General features: G+C 64.3%; 18 protein-coding genes. 3 read left to right on the forward strand and 15 right to left on the reverse strand.

The genetic code is table 11. The features are described from left to right. Window positions 1–170: 170 nt before the first annotated feature. The 3 genes from ACVOLZ_RS11955 to ACVOLZ_RS11965 all read right to left on the reverse strand — a co-directional run bounded on the left by ACVOLZ_RS11955 (window position 171) and on the right by ACVOLZ_RS11965 (window position 3,167). On the reverse strand, window positions 171–776 hold the full coding sequence (locus ACVOLZ_RS11955) for an LON peptidase substrate-binding domain-containing protein (protein ID WP_481516333.1): 606 nt from the start codon (window positions 774–776) through the stop codon (window positions 171–173). Between the two features lie 132 nt (window positions 777–908). Continuing rightward, the gene (gene mpl, locus ACVOLZ_RS11960; RefSeq protein ID WP_481516334.1) at window positions 909–2,273 is read right to left on the reverse strand and encodes a UDP-N-acetylmuramate:L-alanyl-gamma-D-glutamyl-meso-diaminopimelate ligase; all 1,365 of its coding nucleotides are present in this window, start codon (window positions 2,271–2,273) and stop codon (window positions 909–911) included. A 330-nt stretch (window positions 2,274–2,603) separates the two neighbouring features. Beyond that, the gene (locus tag ACVOLZ_RS11965; protein ID WP_481516335.1) at window positions 2,604–3,167 is read right to left on the reverse strand and encodes an adenylate kinase; all 564 of its coding nucleotides are present in this window, start codon (window positions 3,165–3,167) and stop codon (window positions 2,604–2,606) included. Window positions 3,168–3,309: 142 nt separating this feature from the next. On the opposite strand from ACVOLZ_RS11965, the gene ACVOLZ_RS11970 reads away from it, so the two are divergent. Together ACVOLZ_RS11970 and ACVOLZ_RS11975 are read left to right on the forward strand one after the other, a co-directional pair. Further along, complete coding sequence (locus ACVOLZ_RS11970; RefSeq protein ID WP_481516336.1) at window positions 3,310–4,566, forward strand: 6-phosphofructokinase; 1,257 nt, start codon at window positions 3,310–3,312, stop codon at window positions 4,564–4,566. Between the two features lie 180 nt (window positions 4,567–4,746). Continuing rightward, on the forward strand, window positions 4,747–4,875 hold the full coding sequence (locus ACVOLZ_RS11975; protein WP_481516337.1) for a hypothetical protein: 129 nt from the start codon (window positions 4,747–4,749) through the stop codon (window positions 4,873–4,875). 13 nt (window positions 4,876–4,888) lie between these two features. On the opposite strand, the gene ACVOLZ_RS11980 is transcribed toward ACVOLZ_RS11975, so the two are convergent. Further along, window positions 4,889–5,395 carry a hypothetical protein gene (locus ACVOLZ_RS11980; RefSeq protein ID WP_481516338.1) on the reverse strand — a complete coding sequence of 169 codons (507 nt, stop codon included), beginning with the start codon at window positions 5,393–5,395 and terminating at the stop codon, window positions 4,889–4,891. Between the two features lie 242 nt (window positions 5,396–5,637). Between ACVOLZ_RS11980 and ACVOLZ_RS11985 the strand changes: the two genes are divergently transcribed. Further along, a complete protein-coding gene (locus ACVOLZ_RS11985; protein ID WP_481516339.1) occupies window positions 5,638–7,665 on the forward strand; it encodes a sodium-translocating pyrophosphatase in 2,028 nt (675 codons plus the stop codon). A 189-nt stretch (window positions 7,666–7,854) separates the two neighbouring features. Here ACVOLZ_RS11985 and ACVOLZ_RS11990 read toward each other — a convergent pair whose 3' ends face one another. The 11 genes from ACVOLZ_RS11990 to ACVOLZ_RS12040 form a co-directional block, all read right to left on the reverse strand. Continuing rightward, entirely contained in the window at window positions 7,855–8,523 is a 669-nt protein-coding gene (locus tag ACVOLZ_RS11990) for a glutaminyl-peptide cyclotransferase (protein ID WP_481516340.1), read from the reverse strand. A 47-nt stretch (window positions 8,524–8,570) separates the two neighbouring features. Then, window positions 8,571–9,791 (reverse strand): helix-turn-helix domain-containing protein, encoded by a 1,221-nt coding sequence (locus ACVOLZ_RS11995; RefSeq protein WP_481516341.1) that lies wholly within the window; start codon window positions 9,789–9,791, stop codon window positions 8,571–8,573. Between the two features lie 229 nt (window positions 9,792–10,020). Continuing rightward, on the reverse strand, window positions 10,021–10,761 hold the full coding sequence (locus tag ACVOLZ_RS12000) for an energy transducer TonB (protein ID WP_481516342.1): 741 nt from the start codon (window positions 10,759–10,761) through the stop codon (window positions 10,021–10,023). Beyond that, window positions 10,758–11,183 carry a TonB system transport protein ExbD gene (exbD, locus tag ACVOLZ_RS12005; protein ID WP_481516343.1) on the reverse strand — a complete coding sequence of 142 codons (426 nt, stop codon included), beginning with the start codon at window positions 11,181–11,183 and terminating at the stop codon, window positions 10,758–10,760. The genes ACVOLZ_RS12000 and exbD overlap by 4 nt, the downstream gene beginning before the upstream one ends. 9 nt (window positions 11,184–11,192) lie before the next feature. Continuing rightward, a complete protein-coding gene (gene exbB / locus ACVOLZ_RS12010) occupies window positions 11,193–11,909 on the reverse strand; it encodes a tonB-system energizer ExbB (RefSeq protein WP_481516344.1) in 717 nt (238 codons plus the stop codon). Then, a complete protein-coding gene (locus ACVOLZ_RS12015; RefSeq protein ID WP_481516345.1) occupies window positions 11,899–12,036 on the reverse strand; it encodes a hypothetical protein in 138 nt (45 codons plus the stop codon). Before ACVOLZ_RS12015 ends, exbB begins: the two co-directional genes overlap by 11 nt. Further along, the gene (locus tag ACVOLZ_RS12020) at window positions 12,036–12,422 is read right to left on the reverse strand and encodes a YbaN family protein (RefSeq protein ID WP_481516380.1); all 387 of its coding nucleotides are present in this window, start codon (window positions 12,420–12,422) and stop codon (window positions 12,036–12,038) included. Before ACVOLZ_RS12020 ends, ACVOLZ_RS12015 begins: the two co-directional genes overlap by 1 nt. A gap of 43 nt (window positions 12,423–12,465) precedes the next feature. Continuing rightward, window positions 12,466–13,056: a biliverdin-producing heme oxygenase gene (locus ACVOLZ_RS12025; protein WP_481516346.1), complete on the reverse strand. Its 591-nt coding sequence runs from the start codon at window positions 13,054–13,056 to the stop codon at window positions 12,466–12,468. A 179-nt stretch (window positions 13,057–13,235) separates the two neighbouring features. Continuing rightward, window positions 13,236–16,151, reverse strand: a complete 2,916-nt coding sequence (locus ACVOLZ_RS12030) for a TonB-dependent receptor (protein ID WP_481516347.1) — start codon at window positions 16,149–16,151, stop codon at window positions 13,236–13,238. A gap of 126 nt (window positions 16,152–16,277) precedes the next feature. Further along, on the reverse strand, window positions 16,278–17,249 hold the full coding sequence (locus ACVOLZ_RS12035) for a FecR family protein (RefSeq protein WP_481516381.1): 972 nt from the start codon (window positions 17,247–17,249) through the stop codon (window positions 16,278–16,280). An 88-nt stretch (window positions 17,250–17,337) separates the two neighbouring features. Continuing rightward, a complete protein-coding gene (locus tag ACVOLZ_RS12040; RefSeq protein WP_481516348.1) occupies window positions 17,338–17,838 on the reverse strand; it encodes an RNA polymerase sigma factor in 501 nt (166 codons plus the stop codon). Window positions 17,839–17,962 lie beyond the last annotated feature (124 nt).

Below are 17,962 nucleotides of genomic sequence, written 5' to 3' on the forward strand. Positions count from 1 at the left end.
GAGCATTACCGGTAAGGCCTCTGCCGAGCATGGCTCGGCACTACCAAGGCATTGCTGGCCAGCGCTGTGGGAGCGGCGTAAGCCGCGAAGCCGATACATCGTCAGGCTGCGGTCTCCGCTCGCCTGGAAACATTGCCAGCTTCGCGGCTGACGCCGCTCCTACCACCGAATTACAGATCTTCCTCGATCGGCACGTCCAGCTCCGGGATCCACTCCAGCAATCGATCCAGGCGCCGCCGCGGGTCGCTTTCCTGCAGCAGCTGCAAGCGCTGGGTTTCGTGCAACGGCAATAGTTCGGCCAAGCGCCAACCCACCCACGCTGCCTGATCCAATTGCGCTGGACCGGCAGCTGCGTACTCGCCGCCTATCTGCTCGATGATGTTTTCCAGCAAGGTGCCGAGCAAGCTGTGCTCGGGCTGCAGCTCGTCGTCGCTGTCGCGCTCGCACCACTCGACATCGGCCATCACCAGACCGTTGTCGCGCACATGAGTCGCGGTTGCGTGGAAACGCCGCGCACCGCGCAGGCGCAGCACGAGCACGCCATCCGGGCCTACGTCGAAATCCTCGACCACCGCTTCAACGCCCCATGCGGCAGGGATTGCCGGCGCACCGACTTCCTCGCCATCAAGAATCAGACAGACGCCAAAGGTGCTGCCGGTACGCCCACATTCGCGCACCAGGTCCAGATAGCGCGGCTCGAATACGCGCAGGTTCAACATCGCACCGGGCAGCAACACCGCGTGCAGGGGAAACAGGGCAAGACTGAGCAATTGCATGATCGGTGTAATGACAGGTGTTCGGCAGACAAGCCGGATGGTACTCCACCACACCACGACGACAATTCATCGCGCGCCAACGCAATCAATGCAGCGCCGGGTTGCATGCAACCCGGCCTGAAAACCGCAGGATCAAACGCCTTGCAGTTGCACCAGGAAACGCCGCGGCGCGCCGTCGAAACCACCGTTGGACATGAACACCACGTGGTCGCCAGCGCGCGCGACATCGCCAAGCTTGGCCAGCAACGCATCGGTATCGCTGACCGCCTGCGCATCGCCGCGCACTGCGTCGATCACTTTGGCCGCGTCCCACGGCAGCTCCGGTCGCGCGAGGAACACCACTGCATCGGCGAGGGCCAAGGACGGCGCCAATGCGTCCGAATGTGCACCCAAGCGCATCGAATTACTGCGCGGCTCCATCGCCACCACGATGCGTGCATCACCAACCTTGGCGCGCAGACCTTCCAGCGTGGTGTGGATGGCGGTTGGGTGATGGGCAAAATCGTCGTAGATGGTTACGCCCTGCGCTTGTCCGATCACTTCCATGCGCCGTTTGACGCTGTGGAAGCCAGCCAAGGCCGGCGCCACGCTGGCGACGTCGACACCCACCGCATGTGCGGCGGCCAACGCAGCCAGACCGTTGAGCACGTTGTGCCGGCCCAGCAGCGACCATTCCACGGTTGCCACTTCGGCACCACGATGCAGGACGGCAAAGGCGCTGCCATCCTGATTGATCAGGCGCGCGCTCCATTCCAGCGACGGCTCAAAACCAAAGCGCTCCACCGGCGTCCAGCAGCCCATCGCCAGCACTTCGGCCAGGTACTTGTCCTCGCCATTGACGATCAGGCGACCGCGACCGGGCACGGTGCGCACCAGGTGATGGAACTGGCGCTGGATCGCGGCCACATCCGGGAAGATGTCGGCGTGATCAAATTCCAGATTGTTGAGGATGGCGACCAGCGGACGGTAGTGGACGAACTTGCTGCGTTTGTCGAAAAAGGCTGTGTCGTATTCGTCAGCCTCCACGACAAACTCGCGCCCTGTTCCCAACCGCGCAGACACCCCGAAATCCTCCGCAACGCCGCCAATGAGGAAACCCGGCTCGCGCCCGGCCGCCTGCAGCAGGAAGGACAGGATAGTGGTCGTAGTGGTCTTGCCATGGGTGCCCGCAACCGCCAGCGTGTCGCGGCCCGGCAACACCTGTTCGGACAGCCACTGCGCGCCCGAGGTGTAGCGACGGCCCGAATCCAGCACCGCCTCCACCGCCGGGTTGCCGCGCGAGAGCGCGTTGCCAACCACTACCTCGTCGCAGTCGGGACTGATATTGCCCGGCAGATAGCCCTGCGACAGGCTGATCCCCAGCGTTTCCAGCTGGGTGGACATGGGCGGATAGACCGCCTGATCGCTGCCTTCGACCTGATGACCGAGTTCGCGGGCCAGAGCGGCCACGCCGCCCATGAAAGTACCGGCAATGCCGAGAATATGGATCTTGCTCATCCCTAGATTGTCGCCGATGCGCCGGATTAGGGGTATCCAGATGCAACCTGAGCTGTATCCCCAACCCGCTGTAGGGGATTCCCCGATACCGTCACGCGACATTCACAATGAAAATACGTGACGCCAGCCTCAGTATCCCTCAGGTCCTACTCCCCAAGAGGCCATCCCCAGGGAGCTCATGCTGATGGGGCCGTGAGCACGCCCTTAGCTGGCTTTTTTTACAAACGAAACGCCCGGATCCAGCTCATGGACCCGGGCGTTTCTGTATGCGTGGCCGCCGCAGCGAACACGCAGATGGGCGCGGCAGTTACCCGCCGGCGCCCTGCATCATCAGCGCTTGATCGCCGCCAGGATGCGGGTCAGCACTTCGTCCAGCGCGCCAACGCCGTCCACACGCGTCAGGGTGCCCTTGGCGGCGTAGAAGTCGATCACCGGTGCGGTGGAATCGTTGTAGACCTGCAGACGCTGACGCACCGATTCCGGGTTGTCATCGGCACGGCCCTGCTCCTGCGCGCGGCCAGCGATGCGCTCAACCAGCAGTTCGGTCGGCACTTCCAACTGCACGATGGCGTCCAGCGGCTGGTTCAGCTTGGCCAGCAGTTCGCCCAGCGCGTTGGCCTGGGCCACGTTGCGCGGGTAACCGTCGAGGATGAAGCCCTTGGCGGTATCGGCCTGCGACAGGCGCGATTCCAGCATGCCCAGCAGGATATCGTCGGACACCAGGTTGCCGGCATCCATCACCGCCTTGGCCTGCTTGCCCAGCTCGGTGCCGGCAGCCACTTCGGCGCGCAGCAGGTCACCGGTGGAAATGTGCGGAACCTGCAGATGTTCCTTCAGGCTCGTCGCCTGTGTGCCCTTGCCCGAACCGGGCGGTCCCAACAGAACCAATCGCATTCCTGACTCCCATATGTTTTGAGGAAACGGGACGGACAGCGGCGTTAGACTCATGGGCCGATTCACGCTGCACCGCAATATGTGCAGCTTACCGCATCCGGCCAATGTCCCGGAATGTCCCCCGCTCTGGAGAGTATTGCCCATGTCCAAAGGCACCTTGCTGTATGCCCAGTCCGGCGGCGTCACTGCCGTCATCAATGCCACTGCCTCGGCCGTCATTACCGAAGCAAGAGCCAGGAAAATCAAGGTCTTGGCCGCACGCAACGGCATCCTCGGCGCACTGCGCGAGGAGTTGATCGACACCTCGAAGGAATCGGCCGCCAACATCGCCGCGCTGGCCCACACGCCGGGCGGCGCATTCGGCTCCTGCCGCTACAAGCTCAAGTCACTGGATGCGGACCGCGCCAAATACGAGCGCCTGCTGGAGGTTTTCAAGGCGCATGACGTGCGCTGGTTCCTCTACAACGGCGGCAATGACTCGGCCGACACCGCGCTGAAGGTCTCGCAGCTGGCCAAGGAGTACGGCTACCCGCTGACCTGCGTGGGCGTGCCCAAGACCATCGACAACGACCTGGCAGTCACCGACACCTGCCCGGGCTTTGGCTCGGCAGCCAAGTACACCGCCATCTCGGTGCGCGAGGCGGCGCTCGATGTGGCGGCGATGGCGGAAACCTCGACCCGCGTTTTCATCTACGAAGCGATGGGCCGCCACGCTGGTTGGCTGGCTGCCGCTGCTGGCCTGGCTGGCGAGAACGCCGACGACGCACCGCAGATCATCCTGTTGCCGGAGCGCGCCTATGACGAGCCAGTGTTCCTGGCCAAGGTCAAACAGGTGGTCGAGAAGGTTGGCTTCTGCGTGGTGGTAGCCAGCGAGGGCATCCATACCGCCGACGGCCAGTTCGTCGCCGACGCCGGTGGGATCAAGGATTCTTTCGGTCACACCCAGCTCGGCGGCGTGGCCTCCTACCTGGCCGGCAAGGTCAAGGCTGAGCTCGGCTACAAGGTGCATTGGACCCTGCCCGACTACCTGCAGCGCTCGGCCCGCCATATCGCCTCCAAGACCGATTGGGAGCAGGCGCAGGCAGTGGGCAAGGCGGCGGTGCAGTTCGCACTGAAGGGCCACAACTCGGTGATGCCGGTGATCGTGCGCAGCTCGGATGTGCCGTACCGCTGGAAGATCGAGGCCGCACCGCTGTCCAAGGTCGCCAACCACGAAAAGAAGATGCCGGCCAGCTTCATCCGCAAGGATGGTTTCGGTATCACCGAGAAGGCGCGTCGCTACCTGCAGCCGCTGATTCGTGGTGAAGCGCCGCTGCCGTATGGCCGCGATGGCCTGCCCAAGTACGTGACCTTGAAGAACCTAGCCGTAGCCAAGAAGCTCCCGAGCTGGGAAGGCTGAAGATCCGAAGATCCGATGTAGTGCCGAGCCATGCTCGGCAGAGGCTTTCCCGGTAAAGCTCCAGCCGAGCTTGGCTCGGCTCTACAAGTGGTGCCTGATCACCGGCATGACTTCAGACAGGTGTGCCGCCCCGATGGGCGGCGCATCCTTCGTCCAAGGTCTCCACACGGGCGGTGCACCATGTTCCGCAAGATACTGATCGGGATGCTTGGTTTTCTCGTCGTCTGCGCACTGGCCGCAGCGGGCTACCGCGTTGGTCAGCAGATGGCACAGCACGACCGCACCGCCCAATCCGCACAACAACGCTGAGCCAGCAGCAGCCTCAGCGGCAGGCCGTGCCCTGCATCGTCAGCTTGGCCGAATACGCCGGCAACGCAGCCAGTCGCCCAGCCGCAGCCTGCGCCTTGGCGTCGCCCAGATAGACCCGGTTCTGGCCCTGCCCGTCCAAGGCCACCTGCTGCCCGGCAGGCTTGCGCCACACCTCGATCACCGCCTGCTGCGAACTGCAGGACGCCGAGGGAATGCGCGCCACTTCGTTGAGCTTCCAGCCGGCCGCCTCGCTGGGGTTGACCTTGCCCGCATCCAGGAACACCGCGCGCGGCTGGCACTGCGGACTGGTGCGCACCAACTGCATGTCATACGGCTGCGCGGCGTTACCGGTGAAGCGGCCCTCGATGCGAGTACAGGCTTCGGGAATCTGCCGCACGGTGTGCACCGCGCCTGTTGCCTGCGCGCTGGCTGCTGGCCGTTCAATCTCGGGCTTGGCGGATGCCGCCAACAACGGCAGCGGCGACAAGGCCGACACGGCAAGTAATAGCAGGGCTTTCATCGGCAGTGATTCCAAATGGACAGGTACACGACGTTGCCAGCATTCGACTGAACCCAACAGCAAGAAGAGGCGGCTGGCGGTCGAGACAGCTGCCAGTCATACTCAGGCCGCCTCAGAGTGTTTGAACACAGCGACACGTACCACAGCCGCACGCGGCCCGGGTCTGTTCCAGTGCTTCGATCTACCCGGCGTGTCCCCGCTTCATCCACAGCTGTATGGCATCCACCAACGCTGGAGGGGTCATGCTCGAACAGTACGGTCTTGTGCTCTCGCTTGTCTGCGCCGCTGTCGCCATCGTCTACGGCATCATCTCGGCCCAATGGGTCCTACGCCAACCTGCCGGCAATGCCCGCATGCAGGAAATCGCCGCCGCCATCCAGGAAGGCGCGCGGGCCTACCTCAACCGCCAGTACCTGACCATCGCCATTGTCGGCGTGGTGTTGTTCGTACTGGTCGGCGTCTTCCTCAGCTGGTACACAGCGATCGGTTTTGCGGTCGGCGCGGTGTTGTCCGGTGCTGCCGGCTATATCGGCATGAACGTCTCGGTACGCGCCAACGTGCGTACCGCCGAGGCCGCGCGCAACGGCATGAGCGCCGCCATGGATGTGGCGTTCCGCGGCGGTGCGATCACCGGCATGCTGGTGGTCGGGCTGGGCCTGCTTGGCGTGGCCGGTTATTACTTGATCCTGCAACGCATGGGCCTGCCCCTGGCCGACAACCTGCACGCGCTGGTTGGGTTGGCATTCGGCAGCTCGCTGATTTCGATCTTCGCGCGACTGGGCGGCGGCATCTTCACCAAGGGCGCGGACGTCGGTGCCGACCTGGTCGGCAAGGTCGAGGCAGGTATTCCCGAGGACGACCCGCGCAACCCTGCGGTGATCGCCGACAACGTCGGTGACAACGTCGGCGACTGCGCCGGCATGGCCGCCGACCTGTTCGAGACCTATGCGGTAACGGTGATCGCTACCATGCTGCTGGGCGGCATGATGATGGCCGAAGTCGGCCGCAATGCGGTGCTGTATCCGCTGGTGCTTGGCGGAGTATCGATCATCGCTTCGATCATCGGCGCGTTCTTCGTCAAGGTGAAAGCCGGCGGCTCGATAATGGGCGCGCTGTACAAGGGCGTGATCGTCTCCGGCGTGCTGGCCGCCATCGCCTTCTGGCCGGTAACCACGCAGCTGATGGCGGACTCCAGCCACGGCGCGACCAACCTGTACATCTGCGCCTTGATCGGACTGGTGTTGACCGGCTTGATCGTATGGATCACCGAGTACTACACCGGCACCCAGTACAAGCCGGTGCAGCACGTTGCACAGGCATCGACCACCGGCCACGGAACCAACATCATCGCCGGCCTCGGCGTTTCGATGAAATCCACCGCGCTGCCGGTGATCGCGGTGTGCGTTGCGATCTGGTCGGCCTTCCATTTTGGTGGGCTGTACGGCATCGCCATCGCCGCGACTGCGATGTTGTCGATGGCCGGCATGATCGTCGCGCTTGATGCCTATGGACCGATCACCGACAACGCCGGCGGCATCGCCGAAATGGCTGATCTGCCGCCTGAAATCCGCAACATCACTGATCCACTGGATGCGGTGGGCAACACCACCAAGGCGGTGACCAAGGGCTACGCGATTGGCTCGGCGGCATTGGCGGCATTGGTGCTGTTTGCCGACTACACCCACAACCTGCAGATGGCACATCCGGGCGAAACGTTCGCCTTCGACCTGTCCGACCATACGGTGATCATCGGCCTGTTGATCGGCGGCTTGATTCCCTATCTGTTCGGCGCGATGGCGATGGAAGCGGTGGGCCGTGCGGCCGGTGCGGTGGTGGAAGAAGTACGCCGTCAGTTCCGCGAGATCCCCGGCATCATGCAGGGCACCGCCAAGCCGCAGTACCACAAAGCGGTGGACATGCTGACCCGCTCGGCGATCAAGGAAATGATCGTGCCTTCGCTATTGCCGGTTGCTGTGCCGGTGGTGGTTGGCCTGCTGCTCGGGCCGAAGGCGCTGGGTGGCTTGTTGATCGGCACCATCGTGACCGGCTTGTTCGTGGCGATCTCGATGACTACCGGCGGCGGCGCCTGGGACAACGCCAAGAAGTACATCGAAGATGGTCACTTCGGCGGCAAGGGCAGTGAAGCGCACAAGGCGGCTGTGACCGGCGATACCGTCGGTGATCCGTACAAGGACACTGCGGGGCCGGCGATCAACCCCCTCATAAAAATCATCAATATTGTCGCGCTGCTGCTGGTGCCGTTGCTGTAGTAGAAGCCGACTGCGAAAAGCGCCCTCACCCCAACCCCTCTCCCGCAAGCGGGAGAGGGGCTCTTGTATCCGGCAGCGGGGTGATCGGAAAGTGCATGGAGCCGTCTAACAGAAAGCAGCACTTGTAGGAGCGGCGTAAGCCGCGAAGCTGACATCGCATCAGCCAGCCGCAAAAAATGACAACACCACTCAACCCGAACGCTTCACCGCATACACCCGACCATCATTACCCCCACCGCAATAGAACAACTCTCCACCATCCGCCTCCAACCCACTGACGCTGATGCCATCCGGCATCTGCAGGCGCTCAAGCACCGCGCCGGTATCGGCCTGCAGGCGGCGGATGTCACTCTGCCCTGCCTCGCCAGTGGCATGCCAAAGCGCTCCATCCACCCAGGTCACTCCGGTGACGAAGCGGTCGGATTCAATCGTGCGCAGGATCTTGCCGTTGGCCGGATCGATCTGGTGAATTTTCCGCTGCCGATACTGACCCACCCACAGGCTGCCTTCCGCCCACGCCATGCCCGAATCGGTTCCACTGCCCGGGGCGGGAATCGATGCCAGCACCTCACCACTTTGCGGATCGATCTTGTCGATACGCGCTTCGGCGATCTGCCAGAGATAGGTCCCATCAAACGCAGTACCGGCGTCACAAGGCACAGCCAAGCTGCGCACCGTTGCGCCATCGCGCGGATCGAAGGCCACCAACGCCGCACCAGTGGCGGCCCATACGTTGTGTCCATCAAAGCTGACGCCATTGATGGTGTCCGAGCCGGCAAACGGGCCGTACTCGCGCACCACCTCGGCAGGGCGAACCTTTGCCGCCGCAACGTTGGGATTCAGGGCTTGGGTATTCATGGCTGCGATCTCCTGGCATGTCCGCGATTGGCTGCCTGCCAGCGACACTAGTCAATCGGCAGCGCAGCAGGGAGTAACAAGATCGTCGTGAATCCGCTCAGCGGCGTCGAACGCCAACGCTGGGCTCGACCGCGCCCGTTGGAGTACACGCGCCCTGCCGCCTCCAACTCCAGCAACGCCCGCTGCACATGGCGCTGACTGCCTCCCAAAGCCAAACCCAACGCCGAAGTCGACCAGGCGGCACCATCGGTAAGCAGCGCGACCAGTGCGCCTTGTTCGCCTTCGATCGGCGGAATCAACACCTTCACCGAGGTCGTAGAACAAGGCATCAAACGGAAGCCCGTCGGTGTTGCCTCGATACGCGCATACGCTGCGATAAGTCGGCGCAGGCGCCCGATCTCCACCCGCAGCCGCGCCCGCAGCGTCTCGTCGTAGTGAGGCATGCCAAATGCACGGGTGATCAATACGTCGCGGTCAACATCGCCCGGCCAGGCCTCGGCCAGTAGCTGCGCAAGCGTAAACAACAGCGGACGCCTTGCCAGCGATTGCCAGTTGACGCCGACCCTGATGCCGCGCCGGCAACCGTCCACGATCAGTGCACCAGACTCCAACAGCGCCTGCACCTGATCGATACGCAGCAACTGATCCGCCCCCCCGCCAACGCACCGGGCAGCAGGTTGATCCAGCTTGGTGCATGCATCTTCCACTTCCGCCTGCAACGCGGCGATACCGGCTTCCGCGGCCGCCATCCGGGCGCGCCCAAGCAGTGAGCGTGCCTGCTCGATCTGCATCTGGCGCATTGCCAGTGTTGCAGCTGTCAGCTCGGTCATCGCGCTCAGTGCCGGAGGCAATCCCCGGCCCTCCAGCCAGCGCAGCGCATGTGCAGCTTCGTACAACTTTCCCAGCAGCAGCAATCGCCGCGCCAGGATCAGCCAAGCTTGCAACGCATTTGCCGTATCACCATGCGAATCAAGCACGGTCGCGATAGCTACCAGCGGTTCGGAAGCACCACCAAGTTCGCGCAACGCCAGCGCCACTTCGGCTTCGGCCAGCCCGCAGCGTGCACGTGCCAGCACTTCGTGCGCGCCAAAGCTGCGCTGCGCGCGTCGCAGCAGCTCGCGTGCACGCGCCAGGTCGCCGAGCTGGGCCATTGCGATTCCGCGCAGGGCCAGTGCGGGCGGGTCGTCGCGCAATGCAACGTGTTTCAGCGCGGCTAGGACGTCACCGGTGGCCAGGGCACGCGCGGAAGCTGCGATGAGGGAATCCATGGGTGCAGGCTAACTGCGAGCAGGCGCGGATGCACTTCTCTGTGCTGGAACCGTTCGCGCAGAGCATGCAGCACCCCGGCCTGCTCAACGCATCGGATGACCATGAACGTCGCTGCCCGAAAACCGTTGCAGTGTATGAGAACGGCGAAGAGCGCCCTCACCCCTACCCCTCTCCCGCTGAGCGGGAGAGGGGACAGCCTTCGTCGATAGGTCGTCTGGGGGCTGCCGCCTACCTGCGATTGATGAAGAACTCCACCGGCACCATCACTTCCACCGGGTCGCCAGTGACGTCCGCTGGCGGTGCCGGCACCGGTGTTGCCCGTGCCACTGTCTCCAGCGTGGCCTCATCCAGGCTGTCATGACCGCTGCTGCGACCGATCCGGGCGTTGCTGACCCTGCCCTGCCTGTCCACGCTGAAGCGCACATAGGCCACGCCTTGCTGACGCAGGCGCTCGGCCAGGCGTGGATAGCGACGGTACTTTTCCAGATGCCCCAGCAGCTGCCCTTGCCAGCTGACCGAGGCCTGCGCCTGCTGCCCGGCCGTGGTCTGGCGGGCGGCATAGCGCTCGCTGGGCTTGGCGCTGACATCTGGTGGCGCCAGGGTCTGGTCCACGGTATGGGCGTCGGAGGCAGGCACGTGTTCGCGCGGCTGCGGCGGCACGTAAGCGTCCACCACCTCGGGCTCCTGCGGCGGCGGCTCACGCTCAACGCGTGGCGCCGGGGTCGGCTCGCTGCGTTGCTGCTCCTGCTGCGGCGGCCCCTGCGGGATCTCGGTTGGTGCGGCTGGTGGAGCCTCAGGCGTCTCGGCCAGATCGACCATTACCGCTTCCAGCGGTTGCTGGTCGGCCAGCAAGGGCGGTGTGCGCAGACTCCACCACAGCGCCGCACCAATCACCACGGCGTGCAGCAACAGCGCCAGCGCAAAGCTGCCACCCCAACGCAGGCGGGAGGATGCAGTAGCGACGGTCACGGCGACTGCTCTACCCCGACCAGCGCCACTTTCAGGTAGCCGGCGCGACGCAGCAGATTCATTGCCTCCATCAGATCGCCATAGCTGACCGAGCGGTCGGCACGCAGGAAGATGCGCTGCGAGTGATCACCTTGTGTGCGCTTTTCAAGTTCTGCGGCCAACGCATCAGCCGATACTGTGGCCTCGCCCAGACGCAGCGACAGATCCGCCTGCACGGTGAGGAACAGCGGCTCGGCATCGCGCGGCTGCGGCTTGGCACTGCTGGCCGGCAGTTCCACCGGCACATCAACGGTAGCCAGCGGTGCTGCCACCATGAAGATGATCAGCAGCACCAGCATCACGTCGATGAAGGGGGTGACATTGATCTCGTGCGCTTCGTCCAGCGCTTCGTCGTCGGACTCACGGGAGGTATGGATTGCCATCGCCCGCCCTCAGCGCGTGTCGCGCGACAGCGCGCGGCCGCAATCCAGATCACGCGAGACGATCTGCTGCACGCTGGCGGAGATGTCACCGCCCAGTGCACGCAGGCTCTGCAAGCGGCGACTGAAATGGTTGTAGATGACGACCGCAGGGATTGCAGCGACCAGGCCCATCGCGGTGGCCAGCAGTGCTTCGGCGATGCCCGGCGCAACCACCGCCAGATTGGTGGTGTTGGACGCGGCGATGCCGACGAAGCTGTTCATGATGCCCCAGACGGTGCCGAACAGACCGACGAAGGGTGCCACCGCGCCGATGCTGGCCAACAGGCCGACGCCGCTTCGCAGGCGTCGGCTGTTGCCCAGCTCGATGCGCTCAAGCCGCGAGCCGAGACGCTCCTTGACCCCATCGTGTCCCTGCGCATCGACTGACAGCGCCAACTCGGTGCGTGCCGCGCCCAGCATGCTGCGTGCCAGATCCGATTGCTGCAGCAGCGGCTGCGCGTCGGCGCCATCAAGACTGCCGCTGACCTCCAGCACCTCGCGCGCAGCCTGAAGTTCACGACCGATACGGCCAAGCTCCAAGGTCTTGGCGATCAACACCGTCCAAGTGGCAAGCGACGCCAATGCAAGGCAGATCATTACCGCCTGCACCACCCAGTCGGCGGACTGGTACATGGCCCAGGGCGTGAGTGCCTGCGTGGCGGCGTTTGAGGAAATATCAGCGTGCATGGAAAGATTCCGGATCGTCGTGAAGGAAAGTCGCACTGGCGATCTGGCTGGTGCGTTGAACGTGGTAGGAAATGGCATCGCGATGGCAACACGCAGCTTGCCGTGTATCGACAGCGGCGGATCGCATCATGACCGCTCCTCACTGGCCGCCGGCTCGCGCGGGCTGGGCCGCGACAGCACATAGGCGGCGCTGGCCAGGAAGAAAACAGCCACCGGCACCGCCAGCTTCCAGCTCGGGTGCGCACCGATGAAGAACAGCACATAGCCCAGCGCCATGCCGCCAGCGGCAAAACATTTGCCCTTGCGACTCACCGCACCTTGCTCGCGCCACTGCCGCAGCGGCCGGCCGTAGCGCGGATGCTGCAGCAGCCACGCTTCAAAGCGCGGCGAGGATTTGGAGAAGCACCACACCGCCAGGATCAGGAAGATGGTGGTCGGCATCACCGGCAGCAACGCACCGATCACGCCCAAGGCCACCATCAGCCAGCCCAGGCAGAACCAGAGCCAGCGGATCACGCCGATGCCTTCATGCTGTCTGCCGGTGCGCCACCCTGCATCAGGCGAATTCCTGCTCGACGTAGCCACGCACAGTGCGGAACGCCGCGTTGGCGCCTTCAATGGCGGCCGCTTCCTGCGCTTGGCTCATGTTGATGGCATCCATGGATGCGGTGAACTCGCGCCAGTGGCGGGCTGCGCCATCGGGATGTGCGGCTAGATGGCTGGCACCGAAGTCGGCACCAAGGCCCAGCTTGCCTGCAAGCTTGAACAGGATGGTGCCACCGAGGTTGGAGCCTTCGGCCACGTACAGCCAGCCCAGCGCCTGCGGCAGCTCGATATCGTCGGGAATGACCGCGGCGGTTTCGGCAGGAACGTCCTGCTGCAGATCACCGAGGTCGGCAACAATCTGCTGCAGCCGCTGGCGCTGTTCCAGATCCGGCAGCAGCGCGCGCAGCAGCGGCGTTGCGTACAGCGCCTGGATGTCGCGGTGGAAACGGTATTGCACCCGCACGAACTTGGCGAAGCGCTCGCGGCTGGCAAAGATGTCCTCGGACATGATGCGTTTGTCCAGCGAATCATGGGTGGTGCTGGTAGCCGCCTTCAGGCGCTGGCTGCGGGTGGGTGCGGCAATGGTTTCGGTCGTGGTCATGGTCTGCAACTACGAAGCGGAGGGGGAAACCGGCTGCATCTTTTGATGGATTCACCGGTCGTCCTGATTGAGACGTCTTTCGGGGGCATCCCCCCAAGTGGCCTGCATGGTGTGCTGCAACCGGTGATCCCGGCGCTGCCGCGCCGGGATCACCTGCTGCATCGATCACACCCTATCCATCAATAGCGGAAGGTCAGTGCCATCCGCGCGGTGCGGCCCGGTGCCGGCAAGATGCCCAACGCCAGCGGGTCCAGGTAGTAACGGTCGGTGGCGTTGTCCAGGTTGAGGTCCAGGTTCCACTGGTCATTGAACGACCAGCTGGCGAACAGGTCGACGATGGTCGCCGGACGGTACAACTGCTGGATCGCCGACAGGCCGACATTCCATTCCTTGTCCAGCTTGCTGATCGGGCCGGCGTTGTGCACCACGCGGGTGCCGAAGGTCAGCCGCTCGTCGAACAGACGCGAACCCAGCGTCACATTGACCGTGTAACGCGGCGGGTTCTGGGTATTGCTGTAGGAGCCTTCAAAACCACCGTCCACGCAGTTCGGCGTGTTCTTCAATTCCTCGATGTTGCGCTTGATGCCGTACTCGCGACGCTCTGCGGCGATATCCGGCGCGCAGTTCTTGGCCTTGAAGTAGTAGTGCGCGGACAGGTCCGCGAACACCTTGCCGGCATCGTAGTTGGACTGGAACTCCATGCCCGACACCTTGAAGCGATCCACATTGCGGATCAGCCCGGCCGACAGCGTGCGGTAATCGCGCGTGATCAGGTCATCCACGCGGGTATCGAAGTAGGCCAGCTTCAGTGCCAGCTGGTCGCCATTGGCGAACAGATCGCGCTTGATGGTGCTGGCGCCGATTTCCCAGCTGCCGGAGCGCTCCGGCTTCAGTTCGCCAACCGGCTTGGCGGCGGTGAACAGGCCCAGCGTGGTCTCGAACAGGCTCGGCAGCTTGGTGCCCTCGGCGTACTTGAGATAGACCATGCTGTCGTCGTCGAAGTGGTAGGTAACGCTTGCAGTCGGCGAGAACGCACTGTCGCGACGCTTGATCGGCTTGGACCAGGTCCAGCTCACCGGCACCATCAGATCTTCGGCGGCATCGGCGTCATAGAAGTTCCAGCCGCCGATGTCAGCCACCGTGCCCTTTTTGTACGGAGAGGCCAGCAGCGACGCTTCAGTGAAGTTGCCATTGGCGTCCGGGTACCAGTTCAGCATCGCGATGCGCTTGGCACGCCACGACGGCAGGCTCGGGTCGCCGTTGAGCAGCTGGGTGTAGCGGTACTGACCATCAGCCTCGAACTTGTCTTCCTTCGCCAGTCGATTGCGGTCGTGCACGTTGACGCGGTTCCAGCGGCCACCGGCCATGAACTCCCAATGCTCATTGGGCTCCCACTTGATCGATGCGACCGCGCTGTATTCCTTGCGCTCGGCATTGCGCAGGAAGCGGTTGTTGACCAGATCGTCATGCATGATCGGCGAGTTCGGGCGGATGTCCTCATCGCTGAGCGACAGGCCGTAGTCAACGGTGAACAGACCGGCGCTGGTTTCCAGCAGCGAGGTATTGCTCACGTCCAAGCCGAAGCGCTTCTGCTTCAGCGGATTGGCGTAGGCATCCTTGTAGCCCGGGTTGCCGCTGAAGCTCGGCGCGTCATACCACTCGGTGCGACGGTCGAAGTACCACGGAGTGATGCCGGTCAGGCTGTTGTACATCAGGCTTTCGGCGTCGGTGTACCAGGCGTTTGCACGCAGATCGACCAGGCTGCTGTCCGGGTTGAAGCGGTAGCGCAGGCTGTAGCTGTCCATGTCAACGTGGCCCGGGTCCCACTGCGGCACGCGGTCGCGGTCCACGCGGATGATCTGCGAGGCCATGATCTCGCCGGCGGTGCCCTCGTAGCGGCGGTAGCCCAGTTCCAGCGTCTGCGCATCGTCGATGCGCCAGGTGCCCTTGAGCAGCGCCGATTCCGAACGTGACGATGTATTGAACACTTCGGTGCGCGGCGGGTTCAGCGGTGCCAGCGTGCGCCGGGTCTGCGGGAAGTCGTCATAGCCGTGCTTGCCGCCGAAGTAGTTGCCGGTGTCGCGCCATGCATACGCCGCCACCAGATCGAAACGATCCCAGCGCTGGGCCACGGCCACGTTGGCGAACTGGTTGCCGGTGGCGTTGCGGTCGGTACGCGGTGCGGCGCTGTAATCGGGCACGTTGTTGGCGCTGTTGTTGGCCAGGCCGGTACGCACGCGGATACCGCTATCGCGGCCTTCGCGCAGCACGTCATCCACCTTCAAGGTCTCCATCTCGACCACGCCACCGATGCCGCCAGAGGCGTTTGCCTTCAGGCTCGGGCCCTTGGTGATGGTGATGTTGGAGATCAGGTCCGGATCGAGGTAGGTGCGCTGCGACTGGCCCGCATAACCGCGGTAGGTATCCATGGTCGACTGGCCACCATCGATGATCACCGGGATGCGGCTTTGCCCCTGGATGCCACGGATGTTCACATCCAAAGCATTGCCCACGCGCGGATCACCTGCGGTCACACCAGCCACGCCCTTGATGATGTCGGCGGTGGAGGTGCCACGGAAGCGTTCGATGGTCTGCTGCGGGATGTAGGCGGTCGAACCGGTGGTGCGGTAGGTATCGAGCAGGCGCGCGGCGTCGCTGCCGCTGCCTTCGCCACCGCGCTGATCGCCGGCCACGCTCAGCGTGCCGGTCACGACCAGGTCGTCCGCGTTGGCACCCGCCGGCAATTTTTCGAGCGTCACCGCACCATTGCCGCTGCGACGGGCAGCGAGGCCGGTGCCGCGCAGCAGCTGCTGCAGCGCCGTTGCCGGTGCCAGCTGGCCGGAAACCGGTGCCGAGGTCGCACCGTCAGCCAGGGCTGCGGCATAGGCCACCTGTACGCCAGACTGACGCATGTACTGACCCAGTGCTGCGGCAAGCGGCTGCGCTGGGATATCAAACTGTGCGCTGGCGCTGGCCACGGTGGCCTGCGCCATTGCGGGAACGGATGGCGTCATCACTGCCAGGCCGGCGGCCAACATCGCGACGTGCAGACGGGACAGGCGCAGGCGTGGGCCGGCGCGGAAAGAACTGGGCATTGAAAATCCTGTTGTCGAAGCCGCAATCAGGCGGCGGAGGTTCGACGTACGTGGCGGCGGCTGAGGTACGGTCGGGGTTAAGACGAATGAGCCGGGCAAACCCCCAAGATCATTCGCCCAGCTCAGCTAGCGACGCGCTGGCAGCTCGTTTTCCTGTGCCTGCACGATGGCGATGCCGAACGGCAACCGCGTCACGCGCAAGCCACTGCCCGTAGCCAGCGCATCCAGCGCCTGCTCGGGTTGATCCAGCCGCAACGCGGCATTGATCGGCGGTAACGCCGACAGATCACCACGCACGAATACATGACCGGGCCGATAACGTCCCAACTCGGCCAGCACCTGCGTCACCGGCACGTTTTCCAGCAACAGCTCGCCGCGTCGCCATGCAGCGACGTGATCAGGCGCCAACTCCGTACCGCGCTCGGCAACGCCGCCATTGCTCCAGCCAGCGACCTGGCCAGCCTGCAGGTACATCCACCCCTGATCCGGCCGCGCTGCAACCCGCACACGCCCCTGCTCGACCGCGGCATCGACGCGATCAGCATCCCGGCTGACCACGAACGCGGTGGAGATATCCTCCACCACGCCATCACCGACGGTAATGCGGAAGGGTGCGCCGGCTTGCGGCACAACTTCGAACCAGGCGCGCCCGCGTAGCAGCTCGATACGCCGCGTGGCCTGGCCGTAGTGCACGGCAATGGCAGCGCCAGCATCCAGCACCGCGGTTGAACCGTCGGGCAGCCTGACATGCTGGATGGCCACATCCGCACGGTGGTCCGCGCGCATGCGCAGCGCCAGCTCCGGCGCCGACATTACCCCACAGAACAACGCCAGCACCGCCACCGCCGCCAACCAGCGCCGTTGCACGTGCCGCGCCGTCCGCTGCACCACCACGGTGGTCTGCGGACGGGCCGCCACGCTGCGCCAAAGCACGCGTTCATGTTCAAACGCATGGCGGTGCCCGGGCAACCGCAACCATTGCTCGAACGCCTGCATGTCAGGCTCGCCCATGGTTCCCGATGCCAGCCGCAGCAGCCAGTCGCGCGCCTGCTGCGCAACGGGATTCTCGGACGGAACGGAAGATGACGGCGGGCGCATGGGCTGGCTCAGGTGATTACGCAGTTGGTGGGTACGGACGGAATACAAGACGATTGGCAGCGCCGCATCCCCAAGGCTAGCTGCCAGACTAGTTGCCGCTGCGCGCCCAGGCCAGGCGCTGCAGGGCCAGACGCAGATGATTTTCGACGGTGGTCACCGATACCCCCATGCGCCGCGCCACTTCCGGCTGGGTCAGGCCCTGCAGGCGGTTGAGGCGGAACATGCTGCGGGTGGGCTCGGGTAAGTGTTCGGCGGCTTCCAGTACCCGCGCAAGCTCATCCTGCGCCATAACCTGCTCTTCGGTGGACAGCACCTCGTCCGCTCCCCACAGATAATTCTCGGCCTGCAGACGCAGCCGACGCGTACGTTCACGGCCGTGATCGGTGGCCAGGTTGCTGGCCAGCCGGTACAGGTAGGCACGCGGGTTGCCGATCACCGGCTCGTTACCGACCCCGCGGACCTTGAACCACACCCCCTGGATGACGTCGTCCGCACCGCCGTCGCTACCAAGGATCTGGCGCACCAGACGCAGCAACGCCGGGCGTTCGCGGATCAGCAGTTCGGTCAAGGTGGCGGCGTTGCTGGACATTGGAGGCTGTGAAGGCAGGACGGGCCGCCTGCACAAGGCGCCCTGGGGCGGGCAAGCATACATTGATAATGATAATGGTTCTCATATGTATTGCGCGACAGTGTGTCCCAGCGCCCCACCCGCC

This window comes from Stenotrophomonas sp. STEN020 (assembly GCF_056760195.1).

Excerpts from the sequence above, each read along its gene's own strand:
- ACVOLZ_RS11955 (WP_481516333.1), bottom strand. The coding sequence starts at position 776 with ATGCAATTGCTCAGTCTTGCCCTGTTTCCCCTGCACGCGGTGTTGCTG.
- ACVOLZ_RS12035 (WP_481516381.1), bottom strand. The coding sequence starts at position 17,249 with ATGCGCCCGCCGTCATCTTCCGTTCCGTCCGAGAATCCCGTTGCGCAG.
- ACVOLZ_RS12040 (WP_481516348.1), bottom strand. The coding sequence starts at position 17,838 with ATGTCCAGCAACGCCGCCACCTTGACCGAACTGCTGATCCGCGAACGC.
- mpl (WP_481516334.1), bottom strand. The coding sequence starts at position 2,273 with ATGAGCAAGATCCATATTCTCGGCATTGCCGGTACTTTCATGGGCGGC.
- ACVOLZ_RS12015 (WP_481516345.1), bottom strand. The coding sequence starts at position 12,036 with ATGCGATCCGCCGCTGTCGATACACGGCAAGCTGCGTGTTGCCATCGC.
- ACVOLZ_RS11970 (WP_481516336.1), top strand. The coding sequence starts at position 3,310 with ATGTCCAAAGGCACCTTGCTGTATGCCCAGTCCGGCGGCGTCACTGCC.
- ACVOLZ_RS12025 (WP_481516346.1), bottom strand. The coding sequence starts at position 13,056 with ATGACCACGACCGAAACCATTGCCGCACCCACCCGCAGCCAGCGCCTG.
- ACVOLZ_RS11985 (WP_481516339.1), top strand. The coding sequence starts at position 5,638 with ATGCTCGAACAGTACGGTCTTGTGCTCTCGCTTGTCTGCGCCGCTGTC.
- ACVOLZ_RS11965 (WP_481516335.1), bottom strand. The coding sequence starts at position 3,167 with ATGCGATTGGTTCTGTTGGGACCGCCCGGTTCGGGCAAGGGCACACAG.
- ACVOLZ_RS11990 (WP_481516340.1), bottom strand. The coding sequence starts at position 8,523 with ATGAATACCCAAGCCCTGAATCCCAACGTTGCGGCGGCAAAGGTTCGC.
- ACVOLZ_RS11975 (WP_481516337.1), top strand. The coding sequence starts at position 4,747 with ATGTTCCGCAAGATACTGATCGGGATGCTTGGTTTTCTCGTCGTCTGC.
- exbD (WP_481516343.1), bottom strand. The coding sequence starts at position 11,183 with ATGGCAATCCATACCTCCCGTGAGTCCGACGACGAAGCGCTGGACGAA.
- exbB (WP_481516344.1), bottom strand. The coding sequence starts at position 11,909 with ATGCACGCTGATATTTCCTCAAACGCCGCCACGCAGGCACTCACGCCC.
- ACVOLZ_RS11980 (WP_481516338.1), bottom strand. The coding sequence starts at position 5,395 with ATGAAAGCCCTGCTATTACTTGCCGTGTCGGCCTTGTCGCCGCTGCCG.
- ACVOLZ_RS12030 (WP_481516347.1), bottom strand. The coding sequence starts at position 16,151 with ATGCCCAGTTCTTTCCGCGCCGGCCCACGCCTGCGCCTGTCCCGTCTG.
- ACVOLZ_RS11995 (WP_481516341.1), bottom strand. The coding sequence starts at position 9,791 with ATGGATTCCCTCATCGCAGCTTCCGCGCGTGCCCTGGCCACCGGTGAC.